The following is a 14,648-nucleotide window of genomic DNA, read 5'->3' as shown; positions in this document are numbered from 1 at the left end:
AAGCCATCTTTTAAAAAAGGAAGTGATTTATCATACACATTCAAGCTGTGAAAATACCAAAGAATATTGAAAGTCATTTGTTTAAGCAACTTAGTAACTTGGTTTCAAATGAGAAGAAAGAACGAATGAAGCGTTTATTAAACTCATGTGACGTTAATAGGACCCTGATAGGGGATTTACTAATCCGATCTCTAATCTGCCAAAAGTATAAAATTAATAATGAAGAAATTAGATTTAAATATAATGAGTATGGAAAACCTTTTGTTGAAAATTTTTCTGACTTTCATTTTAATCTGTCACATTCAGGAGAATGGGTGGTTTGTACTACTGCTAATTTTAATGTGGGTATTGATATAGAAAAGATTTCAGAGATAGAGGCTCTTAAATTAGCAAAAGAATTTTTTTCAGCGGATGAATTTTATGATATATCTAATATGAATTCTGATGAACAAATTAATTGTTTTTTTGATTTATGGACATTAAAAGAAAGCTATATAAAAACGATTGGAAAAGGGCTTTATACCCCATTAAATTCATTCTCTATAAAAAAAGAATCACGAACTTTAATTTCATACAAGAATATACCTAAAAACTTTTACTTTAAACAATATAACATTGATCCAAATTATAAGTTATCTGCTTGTGCAACAAGGGATGAATTTCCGCAAGAGATAATAATTAAAGACATTTATGCAATTTGCCAAAATATATACAAATTTGAAAGTAAGGAGAAAATCAATGCAGAAGACTAAACTTTTTTGCTTTCCACATGCTGGGGGATCTGCGTTTAGTTACGCAAAATGGAAAAATCACTTTAATCCATATATTGAGGTAGTCCCGATAGAGTTAGCTGGTAGAGGATATAGAATTGAAGAAAACTTGTACCAAAGTATGGAAGAGGCAGTAAATGATGTCTACAATAAAATAGTTATGCAGATAGATGATTCGCCCTACATTCTTTTCGGGCATAGCATGGGAAGTTTGATCGCCTATGAAGTAGCCAGAAAAATAAAAGATTCTAAAAACGTATCGCCTGAATTTCTTGTTTTGTCCGGTAGAAATCATCCAAATAGTAAAATAAAAAATATCCGACATAATCTTTCTAATGAGCAATTTAAAAGAGAAGTTATTGCAATGGGAGGTACACCATCTGGGGTACTGCAATCAGAAGAATTAATGGAGATTTTTCTCCCTATTCTAAGAGCAGATTTTAAAATCGTTGAGACGTATATTCATGACAAAAATACACAACCATGTGATATTGATTTTCTTATATTTAATGGGGAAAATGATGAATTTACTACATATGATCAAGTAATAAAATGGGAACGATACACAAGTAAAACGTGTACTTTTCATTCTTTTGAAGGTAATCATTTCTTTCTAAATGAAAATATTGAAGAAATAGCAAATAGTATTAAAAGAAAGTTAGATTCTAAAAGATTATCAAATAGTTTTTAGTTTTTTAAGTATACTCATAGCTAACAAAGAAAAATATGAAAGATGAAAAATACAGGCATTGCTGAAATTTTATTGAATATATGCATAGAATCCTAAACGAACTGTTTAAAGGCAGAGACTCTAAGCAAAATGTATATGAATTAACTTTAGTTTAAGTTGGCTTTACCTATAATACCATTTAGAGTCTTTATTATACTTAGTACAAAGTACATAACAGTTAGGGATGCTGTATGTAAAGCTAATGAATAATATGTGAAGTGAAAAGGCTGACTCTTATAATTATGAGTGGGCCTTTTGGTTTTATGGATATCAAATTAGTGAGCAACATTTCAAAGCGTATCTTGTGATATAACTAAGTAGATTTTTTTAAACAAGGGGATGATGAGATGAATAAATTGAAGGGGAAAATTGCATTAGTAACAGGGGCTAGTAGAGGGATAGGTCGAAGTATTGCCTTACATTTGGCACAGGCTGGTGCGTTAGTCGTTGTTCACTATAGTAAAAGAAAAGAAGAAGCAGAAAGTGTAGTGGATAAAATTAAAAAAGATGGCGGTTCCGCATTTGCGATTCGTGCAGACTTAAGTACTTTTAATGGCATTAATAAATTGTATTCAATGATGGATCAATCTCTTCAAAAATATATAGGTGATACTACATTTGATATCCTTGTAAACAACGCTGGAATTGGGCAGGTGTTAACGATAGAGGAATTTACGTTTGAAATATATGTAATGTTTAGATACCTAAAGGAGTCTACGTTTTTTTAGTAGGGTCTTTCTAGCTAATGATAAGGTACCAGCAAATAAACTATTTTGTCTAATTGACAAATAGAAAGTTTACATAACGTTTTTCTGGTAAACAATTATGAGTCAAATAGTGTGATCAATTAAGTTATTTAGTCCTAAATCATAAGATTTTAATACAAAATACTATAATTTGATTAATAATAGTAGTGAAAAAAATATTAAATATATCTAAGTTTTAAAGCGAATATTAGAAACTGGTGTACCGCATTCTTATTTCAATAGCACATATGCAAGTATTAAAGTCCAGAACTCATCTGGTAGCGTTATGTACAATAAGGAAATTATGGGAAATAGACAACAAAATGCTGAAACCCAAACAGTACCTGTAAAAGAGGGAGATTATATAGAATTTACTCATATAGGAGGAGAAGCAGCAAAGGAAAAAACACGCGCGACTTTAACTAACCTTGAGAATGGAAAACAGGAATATATCGGAAAGAAAAGAACATATGGGGTTACATCTACAGGATTAATAAGACAATAAACGTATAAAAAAGTTGGGGAAATCCCCAACTTTTTTATACGTTTTAGTCAAGAAGATTCCTTCTTCAAGGAATGCGAAGTGAGTAGGTAGAGGTAAATTGGCTTCGAATAAGGTATGGCAGGAAGCTTTATCAATAAGTATGCAAATATTTAAAAAACTAATTTTTATACAAAAAGTGTATACTTACGACAAAAAAATTTACTTTAACCAACAATTTTGTTTTTAGTAAATTTAAGGTGTGTAATTAATATACATTTTTCGAGGAAAACGCAGAATTCTGTCAAATTATCTTCATTTACATGACTGTGAACGTGGTATAAAAATGAAGCATATCCAAAATTATTAAAGGGGCTGAAAAAATGATTAAAAAACTTATTATTGGTTCTATTGTTTTAGGAACAGCAATAGGAGTAAGTAAACCTACATTTGCTTCAACAAATTATTCTCCATCACAGTTTCAAGATAGGGGAGATGCCCAAGTTCAATCAATACCATCGCCATGGCAGTATTTAGGGCAAACCTCTAGGGAACTTCAAATTAAAACTAAGGATCCAAAAGTGCTTGCTTTTGAATTAGCAAAAGAAGCTCCATTTTACGAAGATGAATTAGTGGATGTGTGTTTTGCAATCTTAAGAGAAAATGTAGATGTAGTATATTGGACAAGTAAGGAATGGGCTAGATTTGAAGTAGGAAATTACGAGTTTAAACATGAAATGAAAATTTATAGAGATAAAGAACGTCAGCAATTAATTACTTCAATAGAATCATAAAAAAAGAAGCTATCTTTAGTAAGATATGCATCCAATAATGTAGACAGGAAAAGAGAGCACATAAAACTGTTGCGATATTGGAAAATAAACTAAAAAAACAAGTATAATTACTTGTTTTTTTAGTTACAGTAATTATTTAGAAGGCTTAGCTTGTATATGTTCACATATATTTATTGGATAACCATAATCCTCTCTATACTATGATTGGGATACAAAAGCTAGAAAGGTATCAATCCATTTATTCTTAAATTGAATTAACATTCTTCCGTCATGGTAGGTTTCGTTATATTTTGAAAAAACACTTCACAAACAATATGTATTACTTTATGGGAACATTATTAAATTTGAACGATATTAACAATGCTTTGTTGATAATTAGCTAAAAAAGTATTGTACGATTAAATGTATTGTGTTACATTTGTGTTACAAGGTTGTTACGAAATATTATAATTATTTCTATATCATTTCCTTTTGTTTCTTTAATATTACGAAAGGTATAGATGTTTTATGTGTATAGGAGTGTGTGTAGTAAAGAGTCTGAGTTGAAAATACGTGCACACTTTAAATTTCCTTTCTGTCTGAATGAAGAAGACTACCAACTAATTAAAGGGTTCAAAGTAACAACTTTAAATAAAATGTGCTTCCTTTCCCACACACAATTTAGTACATATTTAAAGTACAGCTTAGTTGCTACACAGACTCTTGTACATATAAACATTAAGGTGAAATAGAGATAAGGATTTATTACATAATAAGCATTACTTAGCTAAACGTAAAAATATTATCTGTGCATTTTTATGAAATGTTAAAATGTCTAGATGATATTTTTTGAAGATTTCTTGGATATGTTTATGAATAACAATTTCTAATACTTAATGATTCTCTACTACTGCAATATCCAATAATTTATGTAATAGGATTTATAAGGTGTATGTACATTCACTTATATAGGGAAAATGAGGTTTTTCATATGAAGTATAGTTATAAAGTGTTTATATTTATTTGGACAATTATTTTATTGTTTTTTCTACTTTATTATGGTTACAGTGAAATTTCCGAAAACGAGCAAGTGCCAGTCATAACAATCAAACAATAAAAATAAGAAATACTACAAAAGCAAAACATAATAAAAATAGATACCCGAAAATGTTTAAGAACAGGAACAATTACATGCATAAACAACCTTACGATTTCCATGCATACCCCACGTCATTTGGGCAATAGGGGAAAAGTATTATTATTTGGCGTGCGCAATCTTCCATCACTAGTAGAAACGGAAAGTTCCGTATCCCTGCTGAAGGAGGAAGATGTCTACCTGCCAGGGGGCGGATCTATTCAGCATCTAGAAATATTGGAATTAAAAGTGTAGAAAACAAATAGTGAAAAGGGAACATATCTTGTGTTTCCTTTTTTATTCTTGTAGATAAGTCTGGGGAGAAAACGGGGATTTCTGCACGTAACATAGATCTCATCGGTATACTAATTGTGTTTTACGTATAGCTGGGAGTTGGTGTGATGGTATTTGCAATGGATGTGAGATTCCGTCATTCTTTTCATGAAATTGAATCATTAGACATTCCAAATATATTGTTTCCGAGTCAGTGCAGGAAATTGTATCAATTGATTGGAATCGGCATTCAAGAAGAATTCCGCAATCCCTATGTCATTATAAAAGAGCAACATGGTTCCGTTACATTCCGATTACCAGAAGAATTATCAACATGGGTGCAGAACAAATTATTACTTGTTAAAAGGGGGCCAGTTTGTTTCCATACTGCATTTCAATTAGCCATGCGAAGTTTTGTGCCATTTTTTGATCTCGGATATAAAAAGAATAGTCTGTCAGGTTAGGTGAGGAGATGCCACCTCTGACTTTCACATCATACGTAGGATGTGGTGTAACTTGAATCAATTCAGATTTATGATTCTGAATAAACATTCTAACCTTTTCAAACTTGTTAATTACGGGCTGTATTTCCATTTTAAATCGATCATACGGATATGTTTTATTTTTATTGTAATACCTATCCAGTTCAATCAACTCTGACACTGCTGTATCAAATTCACTCGCCACTTCAGGATTTACTTTTTGCAACCATTCTTTTGCATAAGAGCGGAATGAAGATTTATAAAACAAATTCATATCAAAACCAGCTAATGTGAGTGGCTTTCCTTTTTCTTTTTGTTCTTTCATATAGGTAAATAATTGTTCAAGTTCCTCAGTTTTCCATACAGAGTATAAGGATTGTTTCATCGCTTCTGTAGCGGTTGAGTTATCAAAATTTTGCTGAACAGCTGCTGCTTCCAAAAGCCCTGTTTCAAATGCAATCACATCATATTCAAGGTGTAACAGCTTGGGAGGAAGTGCAGGAAGACGAGTTTCCTAAGAAAGTAAAAGAAAAACTAGGTGTGAAATAATCATTTATTTGTGATGATGGATTCTCCTACGTCGAGGGTTCGCCGTTTTTTTATTATATGTTATGTTGTAGTTTTTATATAAAGCATATTGAAAAGATAGGGTAAATCTTCTGGAATGATACCTCCATAATTAATAATTTGTACGTTAACCTTTCCATTATTACTAAATCCATTTATATCAACAAATTTCCCCACATACCCCTTTGTACCAATATCTTTTAAAGTACGTATAAAAAATGCCCTTTATCTTATCTTTATCTTATCTTTACCTTATCTTTAAATTTTTATATTAAACTTAAAACCTTAAAGTATTGATGTTTGAGTCTAAAAAGGGCGGGAGATAGATGTTCATTACATAGTTTGTAAATAACCAATTACCTTTGAAAAATTAAATTTTTTATACGAGGAGGAATATATGAAGGATACAAGTAAAAAACAAATTATAAAAGTGTTCCTTATTAGTATTTTAGGCTTAGGAATAATACTTGGAATGCTATATTTTAATCATAAAACCAATATTCAAAAAAATAAAGCGCTAGCCACCGAAAAACGTGTATTGCAATATGAATCTACCTTGAAAAAAGAATTAGAAAAATATAATTTAGGAGAGAAAACAGCAGTTTTATTAGGAATTATGTACCAAGAGAGTAGAGGTGAGGGAAACGACCCTATGCAGTCATCCGAATCACTTGGATTAAAGCCAAATGAAATTCAAGAGACAAGCTTGAGCATTAAACAAGGGGTAAAGCACTTTGTTAAAATGTACAAGTATGGAACGGAAAAAGATGTTAGCATGGATACAATTATTCAAAGCTATAATATGGGGCCAGGGTATATTGATTTTATTGCTAGTCAAGAAGTTAAACAACACTCGGAGGATTCGGCCAAAAAATTTTCTAAGATGAAAGTTGATCAAAATCCAGCAATGTATACTTGTGGTGGAAATAAAAATAATTTTAGGTATCCATATTGTTATGGTGATTTCACATATGCCACAAAGGTAAATGGAAAAACAAAACTTATTGAAGAACTTCTTCGAAATGTACATAGCTCTTCTAAATAAGTTGCAGAATGAAATATAATGATACCGTCAGTCATTAACAATAATATCTAAGAAAAAACTATTTTATTTCTTAATTCACATAATTTTCAAAAATAAATTCTGTAGATGTTAATATTTGTTATATAATATATTTGTCAAAGCATTACCCTTGAAGTTTCTACGGTCAATCTGTAAGATAGTTTGTTTGGTCCTTATATTCGCCTTAAACTAAAAAGAACTTGTAAAGATTCCTACAAGTTTTTTTGTTTTAAGGGTTAAATGTGGATTTCAAATATAGTTGTAATTTTTTGAGGGGGAAAAGTAAATGTTTATAAAAACAGAAAGGTTATTAATACGGAAATTTGAGTTCAAAGATTGGCAAGCTGTTCATGAGTATACATCAGATATCAATGTTATGAAATACATACCTGAAGGGGTTTTTACTGAAGAAAATACAAGAAACTTTGTGAATGAAAACATTGGTGAAAACGCTAAGAACTTTCCTGTAGTATTAATTGATAAAGATATTCTGATTGGTCATATAGTTTTTCATAAATATTTTGGTGAGCATACATATGAGATTGGTTGGGTGTTCAATCCTAAATATTTCAATAAAGGATATGCTTCTGAAGCAGCACAAGCTACATTGGAATATGGCTTTAAGGAAATGAAATTACATAGGATTATAGCTACATGTCAACCACAAAATACCCTATCATATCGAGTAATGGAGAAGATTGGAATGAGAAGAGAAGGCTATTTCAGGAAGTGTATACCACATGGGAATGAATGGTGGGATGAATATTATTACGCTATTTTAGAAGAAGAGTAGTGTTTCAGAATGCATCATTTAAATTGACACTCTTATTCCTAAATAGGCAAGTTGACTATCTTTATTGGGGATTCTTGCTACTAAAGGCGAAGTTTATTTTCAGTATCGCTGACGTGCAAAACTTTGTATAATCTGATCTTATCTCTAAATCACAACTGTTACCCCATCACCATCAAGTTAAAGTTTCATTTTATTTTGCTAACTTGCTCGTGATGTGACGTAACCTTAATTATTTAAAAATTTTAAAAAGGCCCCTTAGTCATGTTAAAGGGACCTTGATCACGCAAATGATCTGTAAACCAATTCATTTTATATATATAGATCATTTGTATAATAATTTTTATAAATAATTGCTAAATAGTGAATTTACATAAATGCTTTTAGTAGTTCTTGAATTAATGGGATTGCTCCACCTATAAATTTTAAAACTGCCATTGCGATTTCCATATTATTCTCTCCTCTTTTTCGTATTAAGATGTAATAAATCTTTATAACCTTATTATAGTAAGCGCTTACAATTATAACAATACATTTTCGTATGCAATATTGCATATTTATACATTAGATCTCTATTATTCATTTTTTAATGGTACTATAGCGAGGTGAGAGTCTTTAAGGGTTCTGCTTAATAGGAGGAAATATGGAAAGAGTGCAAGCGATTTACAGTAATCAAAAATTTAAGAGTTGGGTTAAACAGGTATTAGCTGTAGGAGGAGTAATAGGGTGCTGTTATTTGGTGTTATATGTTTTCTGTTTCTTAGTTATCATGTAAATAGTATACAACTAAACTAGTAGAGTCTTGCCTAGAAAGGTAAGGCTCTTTTATTGTAGTACCTGGAGATGAGCAAACTACATACAATATCTCTCAGGTTTTTCAGATCACTTTGTACGGTTTCTTGTTTAGAACACTAATTCCTATCATTGAAAACAGAATTCTATGGATAAAAAATATGTTTTTACTAGATACATATTAAAAAAACAAGCATAAATTATATTAGATTTTGACAAAGTCTTTTTGATTTCGAAAAGGATTTAAATCTTACTTATAGATTTGATTCCTTTTTATATAATATAATCCTTATATTGATACGTAAATATAATACAGTAATAATGATTTAAAAGCAAGAATTTTAGTAGCGGTACATTCACACATCCATCAACTTAAGATTTTAAAGTAGCTCTTAAACAAAAAAATTCTTTTTTTAATTAATTAATAGTAAACAAGAAAGATTGGCAAATTAACAACTAAAGAGATTTATTCAGGTAAAATCTATCAAAAGGTCCTTTACAAAATTTATACATAATTCAATTACAAAATAATGTAAAAATTATGCATTTTTGTAAAATAAATTCATTGACACTTGTGTATATAAGTAACTATACTCGTTACATCAAATTGAATGCGTGATAATACGATTTTATTATTATTACAAACATGTAAATATAAAAATAGAAAATTTCAATTTGATAAATACAATGGTAGAGGTGTTTATTTTAATGAAGCACAAATTAATTGCAACAGGTATCCTTGCAGGAGCTATATTATCCTATTCTTCTAATATTTTAGCAGATACTCATAAATTCCCTGATGTTCCTACATGGGCTGATAAATCCGTTAACTATTTAGTTGATAAACAGGTATTAAATGGTTATCCAGATGGAACTTTTGGTTCAAATGACTCCTTAGACAGAGCTTCGGCTACAAAGATTATGACAAAAGTTTTAGGTATACAAATTGATCCTAATGCAAAACCATCTTTTACAGATTCACAAAACCACTGGGCTACTCCTTATATTGCTGCTGCTGAAAAAGCTGGTATTGTTAAAGGTGAAGGTAATGGAATCTTTAATCCATCCGGAAAAGTAACTCGTGCTGCTATGGCTACCATGCTAGTAAATGCATATAAACTACAAAGCACAGAAAATCATAATGATCAGGTTAGATTTGAAGATTTAAAAGGGCATTGGGGAGAAAAATATGCCAATATTTTAATAGATTTAAAAATCTCTAATGGTACCGAGAACGGTTGGCAACCAAATAGATTTATAACACGTGCTGAAGCTGCTCAACTTACTGCAAAAACAGATATGTTACAACAAAATTTAAACGATGAAAAAGAGGTTATTACTGCTACCTCATATGAAGATTTAAATTTAACAGTGGCTTCGAAAATTACAGCTCAAGAGATTGATAGTTTTATTGCGAAATATCACTCGGATAGTCCTTTAGTTGGACATGGGCAAGATTTTATCAATGCGCAAAATCAATATGGCGTGAGTGCTCATTATTTAGCAGCGCATGCGATTTTAGAATCTGGATACGGAAAATCAGAAATCGCATATCAAAAACATAATCTATTCGGTCTACGTGCATATGATGGAGATCCGTTTAAATATGCAAAATATTTACCAAGCTACGGGGATAGCATTGCTTATAACGCTAATTATGTACGAGAAAGATATTTAGAAGAAAGTGGTATGTATTATAACGGCCCAACATTAACTGGCATGAATGTGAAATATGCATCAGATAAAGGCTGGGCTAAGAAAATTGCGGGTATTATGGAACGTATTAAACCGTTTCATGTAGAAGACTATACATATGTAAAAAAATTACCAAAGAATCCTGAAACATTAGATGTCGACGCGTTATCGAATGAAATTCCATATAAAATGTATGCAGACGGTTCAAGCTCAAATGTTGTATCATCAGCTGCTTACTACCAGGTACCTTATCCATTTAATTTAAAAATTAAAAGTAGACCAGATGTAGCTGTCGAGGAGAATAAAGTTGGTACAGTAACCCCTGGAACAACCATCTTTATTTATCGTGAAGATCCAAATGGATGGGTAGAATTCTCTTTTGAAGCTAATGGAGAAAAATATTGGACATTAAAAAATAAATTAAGTATGTAATTAAAAAGATCTATTTCATTAGTTTTAATCGTTTAGATTTTAATCTCATATAATTGGGAGACAAGTTTTTTAATTTCTTAAAATAAAATTAAGTATACAAGAAAAGTTAGAGAATTATTTTCTCTAACTTTTCTTCGCTAGTATTTGAAATTAAAAAGATGGTGGAGTTACCCCAAATATAACAGTGGCTTTGTTTAAAGAAGTGTTTTCCCATTTATGCTTTGTATAAGGTGGGATTTTAACACTATCACCTGTATTGAGAAGTAAAACCTCATCATTTAGATATAGTTTTACTTGTCCCTCCATAATAAATGCTATTTCTTCCCCTTTATGTGCCACAGGCTCCATAGATGAAGCAGTTTCAGGGAACAGATTCATTAAAGCCAATTCTAGTGCTCCATCTAAATTAGGAGATAATAACTCATATGAAACATTGCCGCTTTCAGGAAAAGTTATTTTTTTCCTTTGGTTAGCTCTTACAACTAATTCTTCTGTATAGGTATCCTCTAAGAAAAAGTTAAACAATGGAATATTTAGTGCTACAGAAATTAATTTTAGTGTTTGTAATGAAGGATTTGTGATTCCTTTTTCAATCTGACTTAACATGGAAGGTGTTATATCAGCTAACTCTGCTAAACGTTTACTGGTTAATCCGGCCCCTTTTCTAAATGCCCTAATTTTGTGACCAACATTAATATCGTTCATATATGTAATCCCCTTTAAATAAGTAAATGAAATTAAATTATTATTAATTTTAAAACATCATATGTACATATGGCAGCAGCTGCGAAAAAATGGGAAAAAGATTTAATTAGAAACAAAGGGGTTACTATTTTTAAATATACAGCGGGCTATAGTAAAGCAGTAGAAGAAGGAAGAATACAAGTTAATAAGAATCAAATGTGCTATTTGATTGACGATGAAAAATCAAAGCATTTATTTTAAGGTTATGCAGTAGCTGATACTCGTCTGAATAATTGATATACAAATAAAAGTTGGTGAATGGCATCCTCTATTTGTATATCTACCATGTGGAATAGGATTTGGTGGAGTTTCATTCAGTTTAAAAATTATGGTATGTGATCATGTACATGTAATTTTTGCTGGGCCTACCCATTCTCCGTATATGCTATTAGGTATGATGACCGGATTATATGATGGGATTTCCATACAAGATTTTTAATGAAAAGGAATCTAATAAGTAAAGGACAACTTAAGAGTAGACTTCAATGCTGTATTGTAAAATTTTTAAGGAAGTGAAAATAGTATGAAATCAGCTTTAAATAGTATTATGATCTCTTCGATTCTTGCAGTAGGAGGGATCATTGCGCTTTTGTTTAATTTAATGGGGGATCAAGATTGGATCTGGAATTGGGTAGGGCTATTACTGGCATATCTATCTTTGGGCATTTTAATCGGTTTATATAATAAAACTGTGGATCACAAAACATTTCCTAAAATACTAAAAAGAACTTTGTTTATTTCCTTTAATGCTACTATATTAGGGATAATAATAGGGGTAACATACCAACTATTAGGAAAGTGGAATCTTACTATAATGATGTATTATTGGTTGATAATTTTATTACTACATTTAATTACTATAATAACATTAGTCATCCTAGTATTTGAAAACCGTAATAGTAAAAATTATAGCTTACTATATAGTTTTATTATAATTTTAAACATTGTCCTTACCTTAGGACCAGTATTATTTCCAGTAGTTCTGACTATTATAGGAAATGCCATGAACGCTAGTGCAGGGCACTAATTTTCACCTATACAGATTATTATTAAGATAGAAAGAAGATTATAATATGAAAATTAAGCTTAAGAAAAAGAGAATTATAAGTGTATTGTTGGCTATTACTTTAGTAGCAATAGGGTATTACGTGTTTCAATCTATTACGAATCCTAAGCTGGTAAATGCGGAAGAGGCAAATAGTGTTCAGCAAGTGAGCAGTCTACCTAAAAATGAATTAAAAAAATTGATACCTAATCGTTTTGATGGTAAAGAAAGAAAAGTTGCATATTTAACTTTTGATGATGGACCTGGAAAATATACAGCTAATCTATTAGATGTACTAAAGAAAAATGATGTGAAAGCAACATTCTTTTTAATTGGCGATAATGTGAAAAGGTTCCCAGATTTAGTGAAACGAGAGCATGTAGAAAACAATTATGTGGGCATGCATAGTATGACACATGATTTTAAAAAGCTATACACCAATCAGGAATATGTGAAGGAAATGAAAGAAGATCAATCTTTAATTAGAAACGTTATTGGATACACACCGAAATTAACACGTCCACCATATGGATCAATGCCTGGCTTAAATGAATCACTTCGAAATGAAGTGGTAGGAAATAATTTGAAAGTATGGGATTGGACAATTGATTCTTTAGATTGGAAATACAATAAATTACCCGTTGATGTAGCAGCTGCAAAGATTGTTCAAAATGTCTTAGCAGGTGCGACGTCTTCAAAGGAAATTGTTTTAATGCACGATATTCATCCACAATCTGTCGCGGCAGTTCCAGCAATTATAAAAGGGTTAAAAGAAAAAGGGTACGAATTTGAAGCTTATGATGAGAACAATCATTTTCCAATAAACTTTTGGCATGATAATCGTATATAAAGAGATATATTAGTTAAAAGAAAATCAGAATGGAATAAGCAATTCATATAGGGTTTAAATATTTGTAAGAGCGTGTTTAGATAGATGAAAACACGCTCTTTTTACTGAACTATTTTATTGTAGATTTAAGTATAGGCTTTCTAATTTTAGAAAAATTTATATGATTTTTTCATTCATTTCTACATAAGCGTTGGATATTTCGTATGTTTGGCCAGAATGAAAAGAGTTTATTAAACCATTCATTATTCACGTTCTTCTTCATATATTTGTACCACAATTATTTTTTTGTTGTTAAAACTAGTTTTTAAGAAGCATATGCTTTAGCAAATGCAGAAATTCTGTATCACTTCTATCATCTTTTATATAATCCTGTTCGTAGTTAAAAATCATTCGTACTAACATAAAAGCTGTAAGCGGTAATGGTACCTTATGCAAAGCTCCTTGCTGATAACCTTTTTCGAGTAAATTACTTATCATGTTAATTGCTTCTTCTTCAGATTGTTTAAAACAAGTTGTAATTTCAGGTGAATGGTACTCTTTATATTCTTGAAAGAGTGTAGAAACAAACGGATCTTGATGATATTCTAGGCTGATATAATGAAGGATTTTTTGTATTCGAAGTAAAACATCTTTTTCTTCTTTATATAAATTAAATAATTGTGAGCGTTTAAGCTGAATATGACGCATATAGCAGTCGCATAATATTTCAGTTTTATCTGTATAGTAATAATAAATAGTACCTTTACCAACTTTAGCTGTCTTTGCAATTTCATCAACCGTTGTGTTACGGACACCACGCGTAGAGAACAGTATTGTGGCAGATTGAATGATTTTCATCTTTTTATTCTCTTTTTCTAATTTGATCATTGTCTACACCCTATCCTTGAAATATTTAGCGAAGTTTTCTTTCATTACATTCTCTATCATTCTACTTGTCATTTTTTTAAACTTAATAGAAAGTCCCCTAGTTGCTTCTTATAGAATAACATACACCATTCTTATTTCTAGTATATAACTATAATAGAATGCAACTTTATAACCTAGGGATAAAGTTGAAAGTTTGAGGTAATAATTTTTATAATCGGACGATGGGAATTCAAGTGAAAGGGGACAGTGATTTCTTTCTTGAGTGAATTATTTGATTTTTTATTTAATTCATTTTATTATATAAACATGACTAAAAGATGTTTTTAGTCGGATTTTTTTACAGAAAACCGACTGATATTTGATTTTAGTCGGTTTCTATACTATTTGAGAGAAGGTAGACACTATGTGTGGAA

General features: G+C 30.6%; 13 protein-coding genes and 3 pseudogenes. 11 read left to right on the top strand and 5 right to left on the bottom strand.

What is annotated here, in order from left to right; all coding sequences use genetic code 11:
- Positions 1-47 precede the first annotated feature (47 nt).
- The 5 genes and pseudogenes from QO049_RS25790 to QO049_RS25770 all read left to right on the top strand — a co-directional run bounded on the left by QO049_RS25790 (position 48) and on the right by QO049_RS25770 (position 3,521).
- A complete protein-coding gene (locus tag QO049_RS25790) occupies positions 48-752 on the top strand; it encodes a 4'-phosphopantetheinyl transferase family protein (protein ID WP_000701216.1) in 705 nt (234 codons plus the stop codon).
- On the top strand, positions 739-1,461 hold the full coding sequence (locus QO049_RS25785; RefSeq protein WP_001172937.1) for a thioesterase II family protein: 723 nt from the start codon (positions 739-741) through the stop codon (positions 1,459-1,461). Before QO049_RS25790 ends, QO049_RS25785 begins: the two co-directional genes overlap by 14 nt.
- 386 nt (positions 1,462-1,847) lie before the next feature.
- A pseudogene (locus QO049_RS25780) lies at positions 1,848-2,189 on the top strand (SDR family NAD(P)-dependent oxidoreductase); the annotation flags it as partial.
- 253 nt (positions 2,190-2,442) lie between these two features.
- A pseudogene (locus tag QO049_RS25775) lies at positions 2,443-2,751 on the top strand (putative mucin/carbohydrate-binding domain-containing protein); the annotation flags it as partial.
- Positions 2,752-3,110: 359 nt separating this feature from the next.
- The gene (locus QO049_RS25770) at positions 3,111-3,521 is read left to right on the top strand and encodes a hypothetical protein (protein ID WP_086392422.1); all 411 of its coding nucleotides are present in this window, start codon (positions 3,111-3,113) and stop codon (positions 3,519-3,521) included.
- A gap of 1,747 nt (positions 3,522-5,268) precedes the next feature.
- Here the strand turns inward: QO049_RS25770 and QO049_RS25765 are convergent.
- Complete coding sequence (locus tag QO049_RS25765) at positions 5,269-5,853, bottom strand: erythromycin esterase family protein (RefSeq protein ID WP_284489618.1); 585 nt, start codon at positions 5,851-5,853, stop codon at positions 5,269-5,271.
- Between the two features lie 164 nt (positions 5,854-6,017).
- Positions 6,018-6,140 (bottom strand): annotated as a pseudogene (locus tag QO049_RS25760) (histidine kinase); the annotation flags it as partial.
- 214 nt (positions 6,141-6,354) lie between these two features.
- Between QO049_RS25760 and QO049_RS25755 the strand changes: the two are divergent.
- Both QO049_RS25755 and QO049_RS25750 read left to right on the top strand, forming a co-directional pair.
- Entirely contained in the window at positions 6,355-7,002 is a 648-nt protein-coding gene (locus QO049_RS25755; RefSeq protein ID WP_048568142.1) for a lysozyme family protein, read from the top strand.
- Between the two features lie 304 nt (positions 7,003-7,306).
- Positions 7,307-7,813, top strand: a complete 507-nt coding sequence (locus QO049_RS25750; protein WP_246962767.1) for a GNAT family N-acetyltransferase — start codon at positions 7,307-7,309, stop codon at positions 7,811-7,813.
- Positions 7,814-8,179: 366 nt separating this feature from the next.
- Here QO049_RS25750 and QO049_RS25745 read toward each other — a convergent pair whose 3' ends face one another.
- The gene (locus tag QO049_RS25745; protein ID WP_001987408.1) at positions 8,180-8,365 is read right to left on the bottom strand and encodes a hypothetical protein; all 186 of its coding nucleotides are present in this window, start codon (positions 8,363-8,365) and stop codon (positions 8,180-8,182) included.
- A gap of 945 nt (positions 8,366-9,310) precedes the next feature.
- Here QO049_RS25745 and QO049_RS25740 point away from each other — a divergent pair.
- A complete protein-coding gene (locus tag QO049_RS25740) occupies positions 9,311-10,729 on the top strand; it encodes an S-layer homology domain-containing protein (RefSeq protein ID WP_246962768.1) in 1,419 nt (472 codons plus the stop codon).
- 150 nt (positions 10,730-10,879) lie between these two features.
- On the opposite strand, the gene QO049_RS25735 is transcribed toward QO049_RS25740, so the two are convergent.
- A complete protein-coding gene (locus QO049_RS25735; RefSeq protein WP_246962769.1) occupies positions 10,880-11,434 on the bottom strand; it encodes a helix-turn-helix domain-containing protein in 555 nt (184 codons plus the stop codon).
- Positions 11,435-11,503: 69 nt separating this feature from the next.
- On the opposite strand from QO049_RS25735, the gene QO049_RS25730 reads away from it, so the two are divergent.
- The 3 genes from QO049_RS25730 (at position 11,504) to QO049_RS25720 (ending at position 13,368) form a co-directional block, all read left to right on the top strand.
- Positions 11,504-11,674, top strand: a complete 171-nt coding sequence (locus QO049_RS25730; RefSeq protein WP_002063312.1) for a hypothetical protein — start codon at positions 11,504-11,506, stop codon at positions 11,672-11,674.
- Between the two features lie 322 nt (positions 11,675-11,996).
- Positions 11,997-12,500 (top strand): DUF3902 family protein, encoded by a 504-nt coding sequence (locus QO049_RS25725; RefSeq protein ID WP_000833545.1) that lies wholly within the window; start codon positions 11,997-11,999, stop codon positions 12,498-12,500.
- Positions 12,501-12,546: 46 nt separating this feature from the next.
- Positions 12,547-13,368 carry a peptidoglycan-N-acetylglucosamine deacetylase gene (locus QO049_RS25720; RefSeq protein ID WP_000694605.1) on the top strand — a complete coding sequence of 274 codons (822 nt, stop codon included), beginning with the start codon at positions 12,547-12,549 and terminating at the stop codon, positions 13,366-13,368.
- A 297-nt stretch (positions 13,369-13,665) separates the two neighbouring features.
- Here QO049_RS25720 and QO049_RS25715 read toward each other — a convergent pair whose 3' ends face one another.
- Complete coding sequence (locus QO049_RS25715; protein WP_246962771.1) at positions 13,666-14,235, bottom strand: TetR/AcrR family transcriptional regulator; 570 nt, start codon at positions 14,233-14,235, stop codon at positions 13,666-13,668.
- Positions 14,236-14,648: the final 413 nt, after the last annotated feature.

Source organism: Bacillus sp. RB3 (assembly GCF_030164735.1).
Taxonomy (GTDB): domain Bacteria; phylum Bacillota; class Bacilli; order Bacillales; family Bacillaceae_G; genus Bacillus_A; species Bacillus_A cereus.
Note: the sequence above shows the minus strand (reverse complement) of the source record. Positions and strands in the feature narration are given on the sequence as shown.